This window comes from Lysinibacillus sp. Ag94 (assembly GCF_023242215.1).
In the GTDB taxonomy this organism is placed as follows: Bacteria; Bacillota; Bacilli; order Bacillales_A; family Planococcaceae; genus Lysinibacillus.
The window spans coordinates 1914136-1935388 of sequence record NZ_CP096780.1; the positions used below are offsets into that span (position 1 = coordinate 1914136).

Annotated in this window: 22 protein-coding genes; 19 read left to right on the forward strand and 3 right to left on the reverse strand. The window is 35.5% G+C overall.

Annotated features, from left to right (window positions below):
- Window positions 1-200: 200 nt before the first annotated feature.
- The 14 genes from MY533_RS08650 to MY533_RS08715 all read left to right on the forward strand — a co-directional run bounded on the left by MY533_RS08650 (window position 201) and on the right by MY533_RS08715 (window position 13577).
- Window positions 201-974, forward strand: coding sequence for a hypothetical protein (locus MY533_RS08650; protein WP_248718772.1), 774 nt, complete (start codon window positions 201-203; stop codon window positions 972-974).
- Window positions 971-1327 (forward strand): GntR family transcriptional regulator, encoded by a 357-nt coding sequence (locus MY533_RS08655; RefSeq protein ID WP_248718773.1) that lies wholly within the window; start codon window positions 971-973, stop codon window positions 1325-1327. Before MY533_RS08650 ends, MY533_RS08655 begins: the two co-directional genes overlap by 4 nt.
- Window positions 1328-1337: 10 nt before the next feature.
- A complete protein-coding gene (locus MY533_RS08660) occupies window positions 1338-2033 on the forward strand; it encodes an ATP-binding cassette domain-containing protein (RefSeq protein WP_132362901.1) in 696 nt (231 codons plus the stop codon).
- Window positions 2034-2038: 5 nt separating this feature from the next.
- On the forward strand, window positions 2039-2962 hold the full coding sequence (locus tag MY533_RS08665; protein ID WP_132362899.1) for an ABC transporter ATP-binding protein: 924 nt from the start codon (window positions 2039-2041) through the stop codon (window positions 2960-2962).
- The gene (locus MY533_RS08670) at window positions 2931-3878 is read left to right on the forward strand and encodes an ABC transporter permease (protein ID WP_248718774.1); all 948 of its coding nucleotides are present in this window, start codon (window positions 2931-2933) and stop codon (window positions 3876-3878) included. Before MY533_RS08665 ends, MY533_RS08670 begins: the two co-directional genes overlap by 32 nt.
- Window positions 3879-4109: 231 nt before the next feature.
- The gene (gene nagE / locus MY533_RS08675; RefSeq protein ID WP_248718775.1) at window positions 4110-6056 is read left to right on the forward strand and encodes an N-acetylglucosamine-specific PTS transporter subunit IIBC; all 1947 of its coding nucleotides are present in this window, start codon (window positions 4110-4112) and stop codon (window positions 6054-6056) included.
- Between the two features lie 98 nt (window positions 6057-6154).
- On the forward strand, window positions 6155-6844 hold the full coding sequence (locus MY533_RS08680) for a glucosamine-6-phosphate deaminase (RefSeq protein ID WP_248718776.1): 690 nt from the start codon (window positions 6155-6157) through the stop codon (window positions 6842-6844).
- A 607-nt stretch (window positions 6845-7451) separates the two neighbouring features.
- Window positions 7452-8114 carry a response regulator transcription factor gene (locus MY533_RS08685; protein ID WP_248718777.1) on the forward strand — a complete coding sequence of 221 codons (663 nt, stop codon included), beginning with the start codon at window positions 7452-7454 and terminating at the stop codon, window positions 8112-8114.
- On the forward strand, window positions 8111-9154 hold the full coding sequence (locus MY533_RS08690; RefSeq protein ID WP_248718778.1) for a sensor histidine kinase: 1044 nt from the start codon (window positions 8111-8113) through the stop codon (window positions 9152-9154). The genes MY533_RS08685 and MY533_RS08690 overlap by 4 nt, the downstream gene beginning before the upstream one ends.
- Before the next feature lie 47 nt (window positions 9155-9201).
- On the forward strand, window positions 9202-10719 hold the full coding sequence (locus tag MY533_RS08695; protein ID WP_248718779.1) for a multicopper oxidase family protein: 1518 nt from the start codon (window positions 9202-9204) through the stop codon (window positions 10717-10719).
- A 135-nt stretch (window positions 10720-10854) separates the two neighbouring features.
- A complete protein-coding gene (locus tag MY533_RS08700; RefSeq protein ID WP_248718780.1) occupies window positions 10855-11589 on the forward strand; it encodes an urease accessory protein UreH domain-containing protein in 735 nt (244 codons plus the stop codon).
- 175 nt (window positions 11590-11764) lie between these two features.
- The gene (locus tag MY533_RS08705) at window positions 11765-12280 is read left to right on the forward strand and encodes a hypothetical protein (RefSeq protein ID WP_248718781.1); all 516 of its coding nucleotides are present in this window, start codon (window positions 11765-11767) and stop codon (window positions 12278-12280) included.
- A gap of 230 nt (window positions 12281-12510) precedes the next feature.
- Window positions 12511-12834: a YnfA family protein gene (locus MY533_RS08710; protein WP_100544371.1), complete on the forward strand. Its 324-nt coding sequence runs from the start codon at window positions 12511-12513 to the stop codon at window positions 12832-12834.
- A 335-nt stretch (window positions 12835-13169) separates the two neighbouring features.
- Window positions 13170-13577 carry a GNAT family N-acetyltransferase gene (locus tag MY533_RS08715; RefSeq protein ID WP_248718782.1) on the forward strand — a complete coding sequence of 136 codons (408 nt, stop codon included), beginning with the start codon at window positions 13170-13172 and terminating at the stop codon, window positions 13575-13577.
- Window positions 13578-13842: 265 nt separating this feature from the next.
- Here the strand turns inward: MY533_RS08715 and MY533_RS08720 are convergent, their stop codons facing one another.
- Entirely contained in the window at window positions 13843-14091 is a 249-nt protein-coding gene (locus MY533_RS08720) for a hypothetical protein (RefSeq protein WP_248718783.1), read from the reverse strand.
- Window positions 14092-14250: 159 nt separating this feature from the next.
- Between MY533_RS08720 and ytaF the strand changes: the two genes are divergently transcribed.
- From ytaF to MY533_RS08735, 3 genes are all read left to right on the forward strand, one after another.
- Window positions 14251-14877 (forward strand): sporulation membrane protein YtaF, encoded by a 627-nt coding sequence (gene ytaF / locus MY533_RS08725; protein ID WP_371873342.1) that lies wholly within the window; start codon window positions 14251-14253, stop codon window positions 14875-14877.
- Between the two features lie 99 nt (window positions 14878-14976).
- Entirely contained in the window at window positions 14977-15618 is a 642-nt protein-coding gene (locus tag MY533_RS08730; protein ID WP_248718785.1) for a helix-turn-helix domain-containing protein, read from the forward strand.
- A 30-nt stretch (window positions 15619-15648) separates the two neighbouring features.
- Entirely contained in the window at window positions 15649-16587 is a 939-nt protein-coding gene (locus tag MY533_RS08735; RefSeq protein WP_248718786.1) for an LCP family protein, read from the forward strand.
- 336 nt (window positions 16588-16923) lie between these two features.
- Here MY533_RS08735 and nhaC read toward each other — a convergent pair whose 3' ends face one another.
- Both nhaC and MY533_RS08745 read right to left on the reverse strand, forming a co-directional pair.
- A complete protein-coding gene (nhaC, locus tag MY533_RS08740; protein WP_248718787.1) occupies window positions 16924-18306 on the reverse strand; it encodes a Na+/H+ antiporter NhaC in 1383 nt (460 codons plus the stop codon).
- Window positions 18307-18429: 123 nt separating this feature from the next.
- The gene (locus MY533_RS08745; RefSeq protein WP_248718788.1) at window positions 18430-19197 is read right to left on the reverse strand and encodes a sulfite exporter TauE/SafE family protein; all 768 of its coding nucleotides are present in this window, start codon (window positions 19195-19197) and stop codon (window positions 18430-18432) included.
- A 399-nt stretch (window positions 19198-19596) separates the two neighbouring features.
- Between MY533_RS08745 and MY533_RS08750 the strand changes: the two genes are divergently transcribed.
- Together MY533_RS08750 and MY533_RS08755 are read left to right on the forward strand one after the other, a co-directional pair.
- The gene (locus MY533_RS08750; protein ID WP_132363005.1) at window positions 19597-20217 is read left to right on the forward strand and encodes a DUF47 domain-containing protein; all 621 of its coding nucleotides are present in this window, start codon (window positions 19597-19599) and stop codon (window positions 20215-20217) included.
- Window positions 20218-20232: 15 nt separating this feature from the next.
- Window positions 20233-21249: an inorganic phosphate transporter gene (locus MY533_RS08755; protein WP_132362871.1), complete on the forward strand. Its 1017-nt coding sequence runs from the start codon at window positions 20233-20235 to the stop codon at window positions 21247-21249.
- The last annotated feature ends 4 nt before the right edge of the window (window positions 21250-21253 follow it).

The window sequence follows — 21253 nt, forward strand, 5'->3', positions numbered from 1 at the left end:
TTTAGCAGCGAATGCCAACATAAGCCGGAACACTTCCGCCTCGGGAAATCACCCCCAATATTGCAGAAGACGCATATATTGCATTACAACTGAAGGAAGAAGCCTATTTTTTTAGGTTCTTCCTTTTTTTGCATTTAATGCTTGCAAACTTAAAAGTCATAGTGTAATATTTAACTAGTACACTATGACTCGAGGTGTTTATGTTGAAAAATTTTGCAGGGCTGTTGAAAAAGGAATGGTTGCTTTATAGGGCGTGGCTATTCAGTGGCATTTTTATTGGGATTATGCTGTCATTAATCGTTCCATATTTAATTAGGCGTTTTAGTGGTGAATTTACGATGGAAAACCAGCTGCCATTTTTCTTTTCGATATTAGTACTTTTGTTAGGTGGATTTTTTTCGATATTACAATATCTAGTTAGCATCCGTAATGACTTAAGGACCAAAGAGATCTGGCTGCATTCAACTAGTTCCATTGCGCAGCTTGTAGGTGTGAAAATTGTATTTTCCTTAATAGGATACGCTATCTTCAATTTTATCTTTGTAAGTATAGCTATATACAATATCAAAGAAGAGATTATAGGCAACTTCGCCCAAATGCTTTTATTGATTATGCTTGTTGTATCAATTATTGTTATTTTCCAATTGATGATGTTTGTGATAGTGCTACTATTTTTTGCATTTAATCTCCAAATGAAACACTTATTTGGTAACTTTTCTGTGGTTATCACTATGTTTACCTTTTTCTTTAGTTTGAATTTATGGTTCAAATTTACAGAAAGTAAATTATATGATAATATTTTCCATCGTATAGGTATTCCATTAACGGGTCTGGAACCATTTTTTCCGAAGTCACAAACAATGAATTTAAGTTGGGGCACCATGTATATCGTAGATGAAGTAGCAACTTTTATTTTGGTAGCCGTCCTATTTATCATAGCGACTAAGTGGTTTGAAAAGGTGGTTTTACGATGACAATCGACTTTTCACGTGATAAGCCCATTTATAGTCAGCTCGTAGATAGGATATGTGGGGACATCCTGAAAGGAAAGTTAGTGCTTGGGGATCGACTTCCTTCGGTTCGAGAATATGCAGTGGAGACAGGTGTTAACGTAAATACTGTGCAACGGGTGTATAAGGAGTTAGAAGCGATGAATATAACGGAAACCAAACGAGGTCAAGGTACATTTATTACAACTGAAGAAGGGCGAATTGCGCTTTTACGCGAAGAAATGAAAACACAATTAGCAGATCATTTTTTAACTTCCATTGAAGCACTTGGATTTTCAAAGGAAGAGATGATTGTTGTTTTACAAAATAAATCGTGAGGTGAAATAAATGCTACAGTTATCGAATGTTTCTTTTCGTTATATGAAAAAGCCTATTCTTCAGGATGTGTCATTTTCCTTTCCGGTTGGACAAATCATTGGGCTTGTTGGAGAAAATGGTAGTGGCAAGTCGACACTACTAAAAGTGTTGACAGGCATATTACGTCCATCAAGTGGGGAAGTATTGCTAAATGGAACACCTGTTACACGTAGAAGTGCTGATAAAATTGCTTATTTACCAGATATTGATTTATTTTTTGATTTTTACACAGGTGAGCAGCTTTTTCAGCATTATGCTTCTCAATTCGAAGATTTTTCGTATGATAAGGCATGTATTGTTGCGGAGTTTTTGCAAGTTGATAAAAGTGTGAAACTACGGCAATTATCAAAGGGCAATCGTGGTCGAATGAAAATGGCCGCAACTCTTGGGCGAGAAGTACCTTATTATGTAATGGATGAGCCATTTTCTGGTCTTGATCCTATTGTTCGTGAACAGCTCATTAAAGGGTTAATTCAATTTACTGATATTGAACATCAGACAATTTTATTATCAACACATGAATTATATGAAGTAGAGCCTATTTTAGATCAAATCATTTTATTGCAAAATGGTTCGATTATTGCACATGAGGAAGTAGAGACGATTCGAGATATGTCGAATAAGGATGCTGTGCAATGGATGAAGGCATTTTATAAGAAAGGGTGAAATTAATGACAACACAACCTATTGTTCAATTGCAAAATATTTCAAAAACCATTCGTGGTAAGCAATTGATTCAGCAATTGAATATCGATTTATATCCAGGTCAAATTACTGGATTTTTAGGACCGAATGGCGCAGGGAAAACGACGACAATCCGTATGATGACAGGGCTTATGCATCCAACTGAGGGGAACGTCATTATTGATGGTCTTTCCCTAAAGGACAATTATGAAGAAGCGATTAGTAAGGTCGGCGTAATTGTAGAAAATCCGGAAATGTATAAATTTATGACGGGCTATAAAAACTTACTGCACTTTGCGCGTATGCATAAAAATGTGACAAAAGAGCGTATTGAAGAGGTCGTTAAACAAGTTGGTCTTGAGAAACGCATTCATGAAAAGGTATCAACGTATTCGTTAGGGATGCGTCAGCGTTTAGGACTTGCACAGGCACTGCTTCATCGACCAAAATTTTTAATTTTAGATGAACCAACAAATGGGCTGGATCCAGCAGGTATCCGAGAGTTTCGTATGTATTTACGTAAAATCGCGGCGGAGGATGGAGTATCTGTTTTTGTCTCCAGTCATTTATTATCCGAAATTGAGTTAATGTGTGATCGAGTAGCTGTTATACAAAATGGCAAACTCATTGATATTCGTGATATCAACGTTGAAACTTCTTCGTTTTATTATATTGAAGCTACACCAAATGATCAGGCTGCAGCACTTCTACAAAAGCTTGATTACAACTTTGTGACAGAAAATAACGGTTATGTGGTGGAAATAAAGAAAGAGGATATACCGAAACTAATAATGCAATTTGTGAATGAAGGAATTCAATTATTTGCTGTACAACCGCATCAAAAAACGTTAGAGGATCAATTCTTAGAAATGACAGGAGGTGGCCAAATTGCTGAAGCTAATTCAAAATGAATGGATGAAATTATGGCATAAAAAAGGAACTTGGGTAATGGTCGCGCTAGTTATCCTCTTTATTATTGGTCCAGGTATTATGCTGAAATACTTTGATACAAAAATAACAGAAGATATAACGTGGCAGGAAAGTGAACAACAGGCCATTAATAATAATAAAGAGTTTATGAACGAAGACAATATATCGGTAGAGGATAAAAAATACTTTGAGGAGCAAATTGCTATTTCGGAGTATCGATTAGCCAATAATGTGCCGTCACAAGTAGATGGTAGCGTAGAGAGTTTTATGTCATTGACAGGTGGCATGCTGACTTTAGTGACATTGTTTACAGTTATTACTGCAGCAAGTATTGTATCTAGTGAATTCTCTACTGGTACGATTAAAATGCTATTAACGCGTCCGGTTTCCCGAGCAAAAATATTAACGTCAAAATTACTTACAACTTTCATATTTGGACTCTTATTGTTTGTTGTCAATGTAGTAGTAAGTGCTCTTGTTGGACTGATACTATTTGGCGGTACAACTGGTGTTGAGCTAGAAATGGTCAATGGTCAAATTGTTGAAAAAGCAGTATGGAATGATTTAGCTTATCACTACTTACTTTCTGGCGGAAGCTTTGTTATGTCAATTTTGTTTGCTTTCTTAGTGGGCTCAGTTTTCCGTTCAAGCTCTTTAGCGATTGGCTTAACGATGTTCTTATCTTTTACAGGTGGAATGATTGTGATGTTCCTAAGCAGATTTAAAATCGTTAAATATATTTGGCTAACACATTCAGACTTAACACAGTATGAAAAAGGCAATTTTATAATAGATGGTATGACAATGCCATTCTCACTCACAATTCTTGCGATTTACGCTGTAATTTTCCTTGTGATCAGCTATATGACATTTATGAAACGTGATGTAACAGCATAAAAATGCGTTAGCTTTCATGAACTGCACCTCAATTGTTAGAAATATAACTAACAATTGGAGGTGCTTTTTTTGTCTGGATGAGACAATTTTTAGAATATAAAATACATACAGGTTGAATACAAGCTATAAAAATCGAAAATTCTGAAAATTGGTTGTTTTTTTCTAGATAAAGAATATAATAGATAGTACAATAATTGGTATAGACAACTATACCTAAAGGGGGGCGGAAAATTGTTAGCTTTCTTACAAAAAATTGGTAGGTCGTTAATGTTTCCAATCGCTACTTTACCAGCAGCTGCATTACTATTACGTTTAGGCTCTGATGATATGCTTGGTGCAGTACCGAATAACGTTGTGCATTATATTGCGAGCATTATGGCTGCTTCAGGTGATGCTATTTTAGGTAATTTACCCATTATTTTTGCAATCGGTATTGCTATAGGCTTTGCGCACGATAATAGTGGTGGTGCTGCGTTAGCAGGTGCCATTGCCCATCTTATATTAGTCGCAGTCTTAGGGGCCGTTAATAAAGACTTAAATATGGGCGTATTTGGCGGTATTATTGCTGGTGTTACAGCAGGTTTACTGTATAACAAATTTTATAATGTTAAATTTCCAGAATGGTTATCCTTCTTTGGAGGACGGCGATTTGTACCGATTATAACGTCTATTACAATGGCGGTTTTAGCTAGTATTTTAGCTTTAGTGTGGGGACCAATTCAAGGTGGAATCGATGCAGTAGGGAACTGGTTTATTGGTGCAGGATCACTTGGGGTTGGAATGTATGGTTTTTTCAATCGTCTATTAATTCCAGTCGGTCTACATCATGTTATTAATACAATCATCTGGTTTGATTTTGGCGAATTTACAAATGCTGCAGGCGAACTGGTCAAAGGGGATATCCATCGCTTTTTAGCTGGAGACCCAACAGCAGGACATTTCCAAGCAGGTTTCTTCCCAATCATGATGTTTGGATTACCAGCAGCGTGTCTTGCGATGTATTTTGCAGCGAAAAAGGAAAAACGTGCAGTAGTCGGTGGTATGTTTGTATCCATCGCGTTAACAGCATTTTTAACAGGCGTGACAGAGCCGATTGAATTTACCTTTATGTTCTTATCACCTGTACTTTATGGTATCCATGCTGTATTAACAGGTATTTCGCTTGCGATCTCTTATATGATTGGATTCCGTGATGGTTTCGGTTTTTCAGCAGGTTTAATTGACTATTTATTAAACTTTGGTTTAGCAGATAGACCATTGCTATTAATTCCATTGGGATTAGGTTTTGGCGCTATTTACTTCGTTATTTTTTATTTCTTAATCAAGAAATTAGACTTAAAAACACCTGGTCGTGAGGATGAAGAGGAGGACGGAACGGAAGCTGATTCAGCTCTATCTAACGATTTAGATGTTCGAGCTTACAAAACAATCGAAGCGTTAGGTGGACCAACTAATATTAAGCAAGTTGACTACTGCACAACCCGTCTTCGTATGACTGTTGGCAATGTGGATCAGGTGGATGAAAAAATGTTAAAACAAACGGGTGCGCGAGGTGTTATGCGAATTAATAAGACAAACGTACAAGTGATTATCGGTACATCCGTCGAATTTTTAGCTGAAGCTATGAAAGATCGCCTGAAAAAAGGTAACCCAACTCCTGCACATATTTCTGTACAGCAAGATCCGTCTGTTATTAAAGAGACTGTAGCACAAGCAACAATTTCTTCAGATGATTTTGAAATGCCCATGACAGGTGATTTAATACCGTTAGCTGAAGTGCCTGACGAAGCCTTTTCATCAGGTATAATGGGACCAGGTTTTGGCATTCATCCGACAGATGGTACGGTTTATGCACCGTTTGATGGAAGAGTAGTCATGATTTTTCCAACGAAGCATGCTATCGGCTTAAAATCCGATACAGGTGTAGAAATACTAATTCATGTTGGTTTAGATACTGTCAAGCTAAACGGTGAAGGGTTTGAAATGATAGTTTCAGAGGGGCAGTTGATTCAACGGGGTGATCCGTTATTAAAAGCAAACTTAAAGAACATTAAAGACAAAGTACCTTCTATCGTCACACCAATTGTATTTACAAATTTAATTGGACGAGGAGTTACACTTGAAAAATCAGGTTTCCAACGAGCTGGTTCTAATAATATTATTTCTATTAAAAAGTAATAAACAAGGATTTGAATAAAAAGGGAAGATTACAACTTTTAGAATGTGATTTACAAGGAATGGAGCTTTAATGAATTTGAGGAAAGGGGCATCTAGAATTGAAATTAGAACGTTATTCTTCTAGAAATGAATTATACGCTCGTGCAGTAGACATTATAACGAATGCAAAAAATAACGGTGCTACAACGTTCGGTTTAGCTACAGGAGGTACAATGGAACCGCTATATTCTAAAATCTGTGAGACTGAGGTTGATTTTTCCGATTGTATTAGCTTTAATTTAGACGAATATGTTGGACTAAGTGCTAAACATGAACAAAGCTATGCATATTATATGGCTACACATTTATTTCGTCATAAAGCGTTTAAAGAAGCCTATTTGCCGAATGGTTTAGCTGATAACCCTACAGAGGAAGCTGCACGCTATGAATCTTTATTACAACAGCATCCGTTAGATTTCCAATTGCTTGGTATTGGACAAAATGGCCATATCGGTTTCAATGAACCAGGAACAGCATTTGATTCATTGACACATCTGATAACGCTTGAACAATCTACTCGCCAAGCAAATGCACGCTTCTTTGATTCTATCGAAGAAGTTCCGACGCAAGCCATAACGATGGGGATTCACTCCATTATGCGCGCAAAATGCATTTTGTTAATCGCTGTTGGAGATGCAAAACGTGATGTTTTAAAACATGTACTTGCTTCTGACTATACGGAAGATGTGCCAGCAAGTGTTTTAACAATGCATCCAAATGTTGTGATATTAACAGATTTACAAGAGTAGGGAAACGTCCTCGGTATGTCCAGCTAGTCATGTACTATTAGACAAAATAAAAAGCAGTTGAAGATACAAGAAATTGTAGAGCTTCAACTGCTTTTTTTGCAGGTGTACATAAGTTAAAGTCTCCGGCGGATGTCACGGCGGAAAGGGGTTAATAAAGGATGTTAGCCTAAATCCTCGCATCCATTGCGACAAAGGCTATCTGCCCTGCATCTGTGCCGCTGCCGCTACGCTTTCGCGCAAAAAAACATCTGAGCCAATTACGGACGCAATTATGCCAAGGCGTTAATGTTGTGTAGAAAATGTTTCAAGATGTAAATAGAATTCGATATAATGAATAAAAAACTAGAGAGGCGTGTCTATGGAAACAGAATGGTTACGAACTTTTATTGTTGCAGCGAAAAAAGAGATTTTTGAGAGACGCAGAACAACGTGATGTTTTTGTCATCTGATTTACAAAGATGTAGTTAATAATTAATATAGAGCAAGAATTAAAGATTTCTCTAACTTAAAGTTCAAAATCTAAAAAATTCATTAACAGGTTATTAGCTTGTGAGTATGTATGAAATTTGTTTTATGAATTCTTATATAAAGTTGGTGTAATTGGAACATGAAAGTGTTAATCGTAGATGATGAAGAAAAGATTACAGAGGTATTGGCATCTTATTTTGAAAAAAACGGAGATTATACATATGTTGCACATACTGGAGAATCCGCAATCCAAATGATTGATCAAGTACCTCTTGATATGATTATTTTAGATTTAATGTTACCTGATATAGCCGGTGAAGACATTTGCCATTATGTAAAATCAAATTACGATATTCCTGTGATTATGCTTACAGCAAAAATCTCTATTGATGATAAAGTAATTGGATTTGAAATGGGTGCAGATGACTATGTCGTTAAACCATTTCACCCTAAAGAAATATTAATAAGAGCAGAGAGGTTGTTACCCAGTTCATATAAAAACCAAATTATTATTTTAGGAAAGTTGGAACTCCATAAAGAGGAAAGAAAAGTATTAGTAAATCATCAAAGTATTCAGCTCACACCACATGAATTTAGCATTTTACTATTACTAGCTGAAAATCCTAAAAAGGTTTTTAGCAGGGGTGATATTATTCAAAAAATATATAGCTTTGATTCGGACATGAATTCACGTATTGTGGATCAACATATTAAAAATATCCGTAAAAAAGTTAAGGAAGAGTACATCCAAACTGTCTTCGGTTTGGGCTACAAAATAAATGAAAAGGTTATAAATCAATGAAGTTTCATATAAAAATTGCCTTAATTATAGCTATCTTTTCTACAAGCATACTTTTATTTATCACAGGGATATTACTGTATAAAGGTCATGAACATTTGATGATGCTCCATATTACAGATTCTAAGGAATTAATTCACCATTTTGATATGGCATTAAGGGAAACGGCCATGTGGTCATTAGGCCTTTTGCTTATTTTTATACTAATTTCTAGTTTGTTAATTGCAAAAACATTAACGAAACCTATCCAAGAACTGAATCATTTTGCGTTAAGATTAGTGCGTGGAGACCGGCACTTAAAGATCAGCTATACAATTAATGATCAAATTGGTCAATTAGGTAGATCACTGATGAAACTAGATGAAACGTTAAACACTTATGAACTCCGTCGTAAAGAAATGACACAGGATCTTGCACATGAAATTCGTAATCCATTAGCCTCAATAAAAAGCTATTTAAGTGCATTTGAAGATGGGATTTGGACAGCTACTCCAGCTCGTTTGAAAGCATGTGTTGAGGAAATTGATAGGCTAATTCTTCTTGTTGGAGAATTGGATACCTTAAATGATATTAATAATCCTACATTTAAGGTCATGATGAAAGAGCAACCGATTGCTAATGTAATTGAAAAGTCTGTGATTACCTTGGCAAGTGAATTACTTGAAAAAGAAATTCAGGTAGATTTAGATTTAGACAAAACAATCCATGCAAAGGTAGATGCTTTGAGATTGAATCAAATTCTACACAATATTATAAAAAATGCTATGTACCATGTGCAAAAAGATGGCATTATACTAATTAAATTATTTAAAGAAAATGACGATTATATAATTCTTGTACATGATAATGGAATTGGTATGGATGAAGAAACAAGTAAAAAAATCTTTGAGCGAAATTATCGAGTGGAAAATCGATATACTGGCAATGGTATTGGTATGACAATTACCAAAAAACTTGTGGAAGCACATAGCGGTACAATTTCCGTCAAAAGTGAAAAAAATAGAGGAACTACATTTTGGATACAAATGCCTCTTTCTACATAATTCCTACACAACTGTTCTATATACTTATGGTGAAAGGAATGGTTGATATGAGGAAAATAGTATTAGTAGCAAGTATTATCGCAAGTTTGAGCATACTTGGGGCTTGTAGCCAAGGAAATAGTAAAGATATGAAGGACATGGATCATGACAAGATGAAGATGGAAGGTATGGATCACTCTTCAAAAGATATGAAGGACATGGATCATGACATGATGAATGGTCATGAGAGTCATAGTAATGTCGTTAGTTTAAATAATTCGACAGGAGTAAATGAAGTAAAAATCCCTGCTGAACTTAAACGTAATAAAAAAGATGAAGTTGTATACACAGTTAGGGCACAAAAAGGAAAAACAGAAATATTCGATGGTGTTCAAACAAATACGTATGGGTATAATGGGTCGTTTCTCGGCCCGATGATTCGTCTTGTAAAAGGTGAAACTGTAAAGATTAGAACTATAAATGAACTGGATGAGGATACAACTTTTCATTGGCATGGACTAGAGGTGCCGGGGGAAAAAGATGGTGGTCCACAAAGCATTCTTAAACCAGGCGAAGAAAAAACCCTCGAATTTAAAGTGAATCAGGAAGCGGCGACGCTATGGTTCCATCCTCATCCACATGGAAGAGCGGCTGAACAGGTATATAACGGACTTGCAGGCTTGATTTACATTGAAGATGATCATTCAAAAAGTCTAGGATTGCCAAATGACTATGGGAAGAACGATTTTCCTTTGATTTTCCAAGATAGAACATTTGATGAGAAGAAACAATTGAATTATAGTGCTGCAATGAACACGGACGGCACGATTGGAGATACATTATTAATAAATGGAACGTACAATCCTAAATTAACTGTAAACAAAGAGAAAGTGCGTCTTCGCTTATTAAATGGGTCAAATGCGAGAAATTATACGTTTAAATTGAGTACTGGGGATTCCTTTCTTCAAATCGCCACGGATGGTGGTTTCTTAAATGAACCCGTTTCTTTAAAAGAGATGACACTAACGCCATCCGAAAGGGCAGAAATCGTAGTTGACTTTTCAAAAATCCAGAACGTGAATGACCTAGCTTTAATAAATGAGGATGGATCTGTCCTTTTACCACTTGTAGTTACTGATCAAAGTGGAGAAACGAGTATGGTCCCTAAAAATTTGAATGATCTTTCATTGGAAGATAAAGAAATGGATTTACCTGTTACAAAAAAAGTGGAACTCTTTGGGATGATGGACATGGTCACGATAAATGGCAAGAAATTTGATCCGGAAAGAATTGATTTTACCCAAAAACAAGGTGTTACTGAGGTATGGGAAATTTATAATAAGCCAGATATGATGGGTGGGATGATTCATCCATTCCATATTCATGGAGCACAATTTAAAATACTCTCACGCGATGAGAAAAAGCCACCTGAAAATGAACAAGGATGGAAGGACAGTATCTCCGTAAAACCAGATGAGACAGTAAAAATAGCTGTACAATTTAAGCATAAGGGCGTCTACATGTTCCATTGTCATATTCTGGAGCATGAGGATAATGGAATGATGGGTCAAATTAAGGTGGATTAATGTTTAATTGTAGTTAAAATGCAGTTTGCTTAAAATCCTGTGTTAATTTTTAATACGGGATTTTTCTTTTATGTTTTTTTCGAGAGGATATTGAGGCATGTTAAGCAGTTTATCTAAAATAGAAGGTGTTTATAGATGTATAGTTTATTTTCGAAAATAAGCCAAGTCATTAGTGGACCGATTACAGTTTTTTTAAACTCTTACGAACATTCCCCGTTCATTATTGCGATTCTTCTTGGATTAATAGGCGCTTTAGCACCTTGTCAATTAACGGGGAACATGAGTGCTATCACCTTTTATGGAAGTCGGACTTTGCAAATGAAAAACAATTGGCAAGAAATTGTGTTTTTTATTCTAGGGAAAGTCGTTGTATTTAGTTTAATAGGTTTCTTCGCCTGGCTTTTCGGTCAGTCCTTTGAAACTGAGATGACTAAGTATTTTCCTATTTTTCGCAAAGCACTTGGTCCGATCATGTTCATAACAGGACTCGTGCTAATAGGAATTTTAAAATTAAAATTTTTAAATCGAATTCCTAATTATATTCCGACTGTATTAAAAGAAGGTAAAATTGGCTCCTTTCTGCTGGGCGCTAGTTTTTCCATAGCCTTCTGCCCTACGATGTTTGTGCTATTTTTCGTGTGGTTAATGCCAACAGTCGTAACCTCCTCATATGGTGTAGTGTTACCGGCCATTTTTGGTATAGCAACTTCAGTACCACTACTAGTGATACTGGGGCTTGTTCATTTCTTTGACGCAAAAAGATTCATTATGCGTACAAGTATGAAAATGGGAAGAGTGATACAAATTGTGGCGGGTGTTATGCTGATTATTATAGGCATAGCAGATACGATTACATACTGGGGATTGTAGTAGAGAGGAAGAAGCGCCTTTGCTGAAGCCTATAAACATCGTAATTAATTTGAATTTCACTTTTTATCTAAAGTGGGAATATATGATTGGGGTGATTTAATTCAAGAATTATTGAAAATCGGTATTTTCACACGAATTTTTTTATAAGAGTGCTAAAATGCATTGGGGTGAGATTATGGATGAACGAAAAAGACTAATGCAGCAAAAAATAAAAGTTGTCAAACAAAAAAATCAGAGAACTAATTTAATGAATTTATTTCCTAAACATATTTCAAGTGTTATAGAAAAAAGTGAGTTGATTACTTCTCCAGAATTAGAAAAAATTTTAAATAAAGTTCACGAGAAATGGAATTATGAATTACATAAAGTGGATTTTGCGATTAAATATAGTGATTTCAGAAAAGAATTTAGTTGGGAACAAGAGGTTATTCATTATGTGGAAGGAATTACAATTGAAAATAGATTAGTGTACTTGTTTTTTGGCATAGATGATTGTCCAATCTTTCTTGTTGACGGAAAATGGGCATTATTGAACTTTAGACTTCTATGGGAACATATCAACAATGATGCTATTTGGATTATTAGTCAAGATTTTAGCCATGGTGTTCTAGTTTCTCACTATCTAGGCTATTTAGAACACGATCCGAACCCAAAAGAAATAATATACGCAATTACCAAATGGGGTTATTAATCAAAATATTATAGTAGGGTCTTTATGTACTAATAACGATAATCTATACCCGATTGTTACGGGAAACGGGAGTCATAATAGCGACATCATCTTTAAATATTTTCACCTCAGTTTAATTAAACTGTCTCTTACCCTTCGTTTTACAGGAGAATTTTTGATTTCATTATTTGTAACGTGCTTTTATGTATAATAGAGCAGATACTGAAACATATACAGAAAGAGTGAAAAAAATGATTAGTGCAACATTATTATTTATCCTCGCAGGAATTGGCGAAATAGGGGGTGGTTATTTAATTTGGCTTTGGTTAAGAGAAGGTAAACCATTTTATTGGGGAGTTATAGGCGGGATTGTGTTGGCTTTATATGGAGTTGTCGCTACTTTTCAGTCCTTCCCAACCTTTGGAAGAGTTTACGCTGCCTATGGAGGTGTTTTTATTGTCCTTTCCATTTTGTGGGGCTGGGGAATCGATGGGAAAAAACCAGACATCTTGGATTTCGTTGGAGCAGGCATTTGTTTAATTGGTGTTTTGGTGATTTTAATCCCTCGTTCATGATAGATAGAATGTTTTTATGAACCTTCACAATTTGTGTAAAATCATGCTTGTGAGGGGTTTTTTTACTTTAAATTAAGGCGGTTTTTGAAAATGCTATGAAGAATATTTAAAGTAAATGAAAATATACATTCTAGTTGTTTACTTAAATTACTGGATATAACCAAGATTTATTCCTTGAGTGTAATCAAAAAGTACAAAAAGAAGGACTTTAAGAACTTGAAATCGAATATCTTATAGCAATCCCAGAAATGTTTGGAGGTTGCCATTTTGCTACTATATTTTTAATACCTATCATCTACCTAAAAATGAAAGAATAATTTAGGAGTTGATATAAGTTGATATACCAAAATTCTCTCGATGGAATTTCTTCTGAAATGTTGAATGGCTTTTTTGTAGATTGGCCGAATCCACCTAATCCACAAACTCACTTAAAGCTGTTAACAAACAGTAGTAAGATAGTCATTGCTTTAGATGATCATACGAATCAAGTAGTAGGATTTATAACAGCGATTAGCGATGGCGTTTTATCTGCCTACATTCCGTTCCTTGAAGTTTTGCCGGAGTATAAAAATAAAGGTATTGGCAAGGAATTAGTCAAACAAATGTTAAAGGAACTTGAAGATATCTATATGATTGATTTATGTTGTGATGATGACTTAGTCCCTTATTATGAGAAGTTAGGAATGTTAAAATCAAACGGAATGCTCGTTAGAAATTACGAAATGCAGTCTGGAATTAAATAAATAGCAAGAAAAACGCTTGGATATTTTCCGAGCGTTTTTACGTGCTACGTTAATTATCAGCGATTTCATGTGTGTAATGGCTGTTATTTTTTTATGGCAACAAAACGTAATCTGCAATAATCAGCAAACCATTGATGATTCTGATAAGATTTTGACTGTAATAATTTTTCACATTTTTCATAAATCTGTTCTTTTTCAGTTTCTGATAAATGCTTTAGCATATTATAACTGAACATTTTTAGCCAATTACGTAGCCCGTTTTCGCCTAGAAGCGGTGTTGGGCGCTCATATAGCGTATCATTTCAACTGTAAATCCAGCGCCTTCTAATTTCGACTGATATTCTTCTAAAGTTGGAAAATACCAAGGGAAGTAATCCTCAATATAAGACAGTTTTAATTCCTCCATACTTTTTTGCAGTGCCCAAACAATAGACGCAATATTACCGTGACCTCCCATTTCAGCAACGAAACGACCACCTTTTTTGACTAATACCCGTTGGCTTAATTGGTTCATTGAAAGCCCCAGCCGGATTGTAATCGCTGAAAGCCATTCATTCACACACTTTATTGTGTTACCAAAATAAAGTTGTTTTTTTGTCAACATTTTTCGGGTAAGTAGGTACCATTTGTCAATACGTGTAATATGATATAAAAAAATAAGGGATGTGGTATGATGACTTGGTTAATCATTTTGGCTTTTACTTTTTCATCTAGTATTGATAATTTGGGTGTCGGACTTTCTTACGGCATTCGAAAGATAAATGTTAGATTTGATAAAAATATTTTAATCTCGATCATTTGTTTTCTAATGAGTATGGCAGGCATTACATTTGGCGTATGGCTGTCAAAAATTCTTCCAGGTATGCTTCCTGTTGTCATCGGAGCGATATTATTATGTATAATCGGAATTCGGATTATTCTTTTGGCGAAACCGCGGAAACAAGAAACTTCAAAGGAGAATAAAAACAATGCTAATAATAATGTTCAAGATATTTTAAGAAATCCCGAGGAAGCTCAATTCAATAAGTCTGGGGAAATTGGATGGGGAGAGGCTGTACTTCTCGGCATTGCCTTAGCGGCGAATGCATTAACGAATGGTGTAGGTGCAGGTCTACTTGGTCTTTCACCACTTGTCATCTCGATACTTGCTGCAATTGGGAGTTTTATTACTGTTTGGTTAGGTGTCAAGTTAGGGAGTAAAGTAGCAGATGTTCGGATTGGTTCATTTACTGTAGGGCAATTTGGAACAATAATTAGTGGAGTAATGTTGATAATCATCGCTTTTGCTGCTTTCTTCTAATTAATTTGTTGACAAAATGTCAACATAATTATACACTTCTTGAGAATGATCATTTCATGTTTGACACTACTTTAAGCCTGTAAGAAGGGAGAATCGATAATGGCTGAACAGAAAAACAGTACACTTGGTTTAATGCTGAGAGAGTTATTGAAAGAACGTTCATTATCTATGCGGAAGTTTAGTGAACTCACTGGAATCGACACAGCTACGATCTCACGGATAATAAATGGTAAGAGAAATGCGACACCACAACATTTAGAAAAATTTGCAGAATGCCTTGATGTTCCTTTAATCAATCTTTTTGAAGCAGCAGGATACCCAATTGAACAGAGACAAGAAGAATCAGATTCAGATATTCATACCTCTGTTGACGCAATACAATCTCTTCTTAAATCTTCTAATGTTTATGATGATGAATTTTCGGTGTCTCACGTTGAACAGAAACTAGAAAGCTATGGACTCTATGCGCAAACAGAGGAAGGTAAAAATTCGATTCTTAATGATTTTGACGAAAAAATAAAGAGTGTAGGAAGCATTGGGCCGTTTATAAGCAAATTAAAAGAATTATATGAGAAGTTTACATTGGGGAAGGGAACTATTTTTGAACTAACCTTAATTGGAAGTACATTATTATATTTTATTATTCCAGTAGATGTTATACCGGATTATTTATTTCCTATTGGTTATCTAGACGATGCAATAGCTGTGCAACTCACTACAAATGCATTACTAAAAAAATAACTTAGACTTAAGTGATAGGTGGATTTATTTATGAAAAGAAGCAAAAAGGGCCGTAAATGGCTAAGGAATTTGTTCTTAGCATTCGCATTAGTAATCGTAGCAGGGATTATTTATGGAGTTTATCAATATAATAGCGGATTGGCTATGGCAGACGATAGTCATTTAAAAGATAACGAAAAGGCGTTTGACCCATTCGAAGGAGCGGATGTGCAATTTGGTCAAATTAATGTGCTATTAATGGGAAGTGACGCTAGAGACGAGGATGGTAGATCGGATAGTTTAATGATTGCTCACTACGATCAAACGACAAATGATGTCAAGCTTGTTTCAATTATGAGGGATACGTATGTCGACATCCCAGAGCACGGAATGAATAAAATAAATGCTGCTTTTGCTTTAGGTGGTCCTGAACTTGTAAGGAAAACAATTAAGCAAAATTTTGATATTGATGTAAATTACTACGCTCTTGTAGATTTTAAAGGATTCCCTAAAATTATAGATCTTTTAGCACCTGATGGGATAGAGGTTGATATTCCTTATGAAATGTCTCATGGAATTGGTATGACATTACATCCTGGGGAACAAGTTTTACATGGAAACGAGTTATTAGGTTATGTACGTTTCCGTCACGATCGCTTAAGTGATTTTGGGCGAGTGGAACGCCAGCAAGAGGTTTTGGGTAAGGTGAAAGAACAAATCGGTGTTTCGAGCTTAATGAATTTGCCAAAAATACTTGGCGTTGCAGATTCCTACATTGATACAAATGTTGATAATAAAACAATCCTTACAATTGCAAAAGGGATAGTAAAAGGGAACTCTAAAGGTATTGATACTTTACGAATTCCTGTTGCAGATGGCTATGAAGACAAACGTGTCAACGTAGGTGACGTCTTGGATATTGACCTCGATAAGAACAAACAGGCATTAGAAGACTTTTTATCATCAAAGGACAATGAAAAAAATGAGTAAGTACTTTACTAAAGGTGACAACATCATTAAGTAGTCAGTAGAGCAAAAATTAGAGTATGTTTTGAACTATTATTTCAAAACATACTCTTTTGTTATTTTATAGGTCCTTTACCATCAGATTCGTGAGCTAAATCACTTTTGCTATCAAATTCCTTGTGCAAGCAAATCTATTAAACTTTCTCCAAATGTTGAAATAAAGTCATATTTTTGATCACATAAGCATTTGTTTCGATGAACGCTATCAAAATAAAGGCGTTTTTTTAGAAAATTACGTGGGATGATGAAGTGCGGCCTAGAATAGAAAAAGGTAGCTGACAAACTCATCAGCTACCAATCTTATCTTTCAAGCTTTGTTAATGTTTTACCGCTCCAACCAAAGATAATCGTCAAAATTGGTCCTAGTAGACAGAAGAAAGTAAAGGGCAGGTAAGTTGTTGTTGGTATATCTAGTACACTAGCAATGAAAATACCACAAACACTCCATGGAACAAGAGGGTTGACTACAGTACCTGCGTCCTCCATAACACGGGATAAATTTTTAGGGGCAAGTCCTACCTTTGCAAACTGTGCTTTAAAAGCTTCCCCAGTAAGTAGGATAGATAAATATTGCTCACCAATTAATGTGTTAATACCAATCCCCGTAATGGCAGCTCCTGTAATGACAGAGCCAGCGCTTTTAAATAAGCTCTCTACCTTCGCTAAAATACTTTGAATAATGCCAAGCGTAAATAATAGACCGCCCATTGTTAAAGCTAATAAGACTAAGGAAATTGTAAATAGCATACTGTTCATACCGCCTCGACTCAGTAATGCATCCACGTCTTTATTCCCTGTAGAAGATACATAGCCCTCAAAAAGGATTTTAAAGACATTCGATAGTGCAATCGGTTCTTGTATGTAGGCAAGTCCTACACCAATAATTGAAACAACTGCGAGTGTGATAAGTGCAGGCGCTTTGTAAAAAGTCATAATAACAAGAACAACAATTGGCAATAATGTATACCAATGAATAAGTCCAGTAGACAGTAATCCATCTTTAAATTGCTCAACTGTTTCAAATGAAGTATTTGCTTCTGTTGGTGATAATATTGCATAAAGGACGAATGAGATTACGAATGCTGGAATCGTTGTCCAACCCATATTTTTAATATGCTCGAAAAGATCGACGCCAACCGTACCAGATGCAAGATTTGTTGTATCCGATAACGGAGACATTTTATCACCAAAGAAAGCTCCTGAAACAATCGCACCAGCTGTTATTGCTAAAGAGATGTCCATTGCACCAGCAATTCCCATAAAGGCAACGCCAACAGTTGCTACAGTAGTTAAAGAACTACCTACAGAAACACCAACGATACTACAAATCAAAAATACGATCGCAAAGAAAAAACTTGGTGTAATAGTTAAAAAGCCGTAGTAGATAAGTGTTGGAATTGTGCCACCCATAATCCAACTGGAAATTAAAATACCAATAAAGAAGAAAATAAAAACAGCCCCAAGTCCAGCACTTGCACCAGCAATCATACCAGTTTCAAGCTCACGAAAAGGAACTTTTTTTAGTAATCCATAGGCAATTAAAAGTGAAATGACAAGAAAAATAGGTATATGGGGTGTTGCTTTTAAAAAACCAATACTGAGCGCCATCATGGCAATTATTAATAGTATTATAAAGCTTGCCTCAATAAATCGAGGGTTACTCTTAGCTTCAATTCGAAACATGCTAATCCTCCTACTTGTTACTTCCTCGCTTCAACGCGGTGAAGCCTAAAAGAATTATAGCACGCTAATATATTTTGTCAATCGATTGATAAATATTGTCAATGAAATCGATAGGAGTTTTTCTCAATGGAGATTAAAATAATCCCATGCATTTTTTACAATTAATGTACAAGTCATGATGATAAAAATAATACGCATCATTTTTGTCCCACGTTTCAGCGCAAATTTTGACCCCATTATCGCACCGAAAATCATAACGAAGCCCATAGGTAGACCGTATACAAAATTAACCTTCCCTAATAGTAAAAACATAGCAAGCGCTGCTAAGTTCGATGTGAAATTAAAGGCTTTTGCATTTCCCGCTGCCTGTAAGAAATCATTTCCCATCATTAATAAAAGGAAAATAAAAAAAGAACCAGTACCAGGCCCGAAGAAACCATCGTAAAAGCCAACAGCAGCAAAAGCGCCAACGAAGGCTATTTTCTTAAGAGTACTTAATGATCGCTCTTCAGGTTTTTGACCCCAATCTTTTTTGAAAACCGTATAAGCTGTTACTAGTAAGAGCATAACAAGCATTAGAGGCTTTAAAATAGCTGGAGATACGAGATGCACCGTATATGCACCCATGAATGAACCAATAAAAATAAAAGGCATTATTTTCTTATTCTTTTTCACATCAACTTTGCCAGCTCGTAAAAAAGTTAACATGCTAGTCCCATTGCTAACTGTATTGGCAAGTTTGTTTGTGGCAATTGCTGTACTTGGAGGTAAACCAACAGCCAAAAGCGCAGGTAACGATATTAATCCTCCGCCACCGACAATCGCATTTAAAAAGGATGCGATAAAGCCAAGTGCTAAAAGAATTACAAGTGATAGTAAATCGATATCCATATGTATGATACTCACATCCTTATTTGTAAGATAAACTTTTCTTATAACAGTACTGCGAATTGTAATAAATGACAATGTAGTTTATCTTTCGTTATGTAAATATCGTTTACAATTCCTTAACATTGATAATGAAGAAAAAATGAAGAAAAAAATAGTTTTTTCAAGTATTTTTATAAAAATAAAAGAAAAAACGGTGATTTTTAAGGAAAATTGATATTTTTTGTTATCGAGTTTCCAACGTTTTCAACTTATAAAAGTACCTAAAAATAATTGTGGCAAATTTTATATTACATTTTTGTAAATTCAACTATTTTATCTTTAAAAATTTGTAGAACTATGTGAAAGTTTTGTTATGATGATTGCAGAAATCGACAATATTCATTCAACAGGAGGAACATGATGTTCAACTCAAACAAGCAAGATCCATTTTTTAAAGCATTATTAAACATTTCTAAAAACGTTAAAGAAGGTATTTATTACGCTCATAACGCACGTATTGAAAATATAGATTCATTAAAAGAAATCGCAGACACAATGAAGCGATATGAAACAAGTGGAGATAAATTGATTCACGAGCTTATCGTTATGCTCAATAAATCATTTATGACACCTATCGAGCGTGAAGATATTTTATCACTTGCGAATAAATTAGATGATGTTATTGATGGAATGGAAGGCTGTATTGCTCATTTTGACATGTACAATTTAACAGAAGTTACAGACCCGATGCGCCAATTCTTAACATATATTGCGAAAAGTACAGATGAAATGGTCCAAGCAATGGAGCTATTAAATAGTAAAAAGCTTGTTGAAATGCGTAAACATGCTATTCAAATTAAGGACTATGAGCGTGAATGTGATGAAATTTTCCGCTCATCAATGAAGCAATTATTTATTCAAGAAAAAGATCCGATGCGCCTCATGGTATTCAAGAGTATCTATGAACAATTTGAAGATATTGCAGATTACTGTCAAACTGTAGCTAATACAATTGAAACAATAATTATGCGTAACGCGTAAGATGGAGAGTACGAAATGGATACGATATTACTGATAACAATATTAGTCGTTATATTCGCGCTTGTGTTCGATTTTATTAACGGCTTCCATGATACAGCCAACGCGATTGCAACTTCTGTATCGACAAGGGCATTGAGGCCACGTACTGCAGTATACATGGCTGCACTTATGAACTTCATTGGAGCTATTACATTCGTTGGGGTAGCGAAAGCATTAACAAAAGATATTGTTGACCCGTTTAGCTTAAATGCTTTTAATGGAGATACTACAGGTTCAGTCGTTATTTTAGCGGCATTATTATCTGCCATTACATGGAATTTAGTAACGTGGTACTTTGGAATTCCATCTAGTTCATCACATACATTAATTGGCTCAGTGGCGGGTGCTGCAATTGCAGCTGCTGGCTTTAATGTATTGAACTATAGCGGCTTTATAAAAATCATTCAAGCACTTATTTTCTCGCCATTACTTGCGTTTGCAGCCGGTTTCTTAATGATGACTTTATTGAAAGTTCTATTTAAGGATACAAATTTATATCGAACGAATAAAGGCTTCCGGACAATGCAAATTGGTACAGCAGCTTTACAATCATTTACTCACGGTACTAATGATGCTCAAAAAGCAATGGGGATAATTACGCTCGCTTTAATTGCAGGAGGCTTGCATCACACAGATGACATTCCTTTCTGGGTACGTTTTGCAGCAGCATGTGCAATGGGTCTTGGTACATCTGTAGGTGGTTATAAAATCATCAAAACAGTCGGTGGCAAGATTATGAAAATCCGTCCAGTAAACGGTGTTGCAGCAGACCTTGCTTCTGCGTCCATCATTTTCGGTGCAACATTAATTCACTTACCAGTTTCTACAACACATGTAATTTCTTCATCTATCATGGGAGTAGGAACAGCACACCGTGTAAAAGGTGTTAAATGGGGCATGGCACGAAAAATCGTGACAACATGGGTAATCACCATGCCAATTTCCGCAGTCATGGCTGCAGCTATTTATTTCATATTAAGTTTATTTTTCTAACATA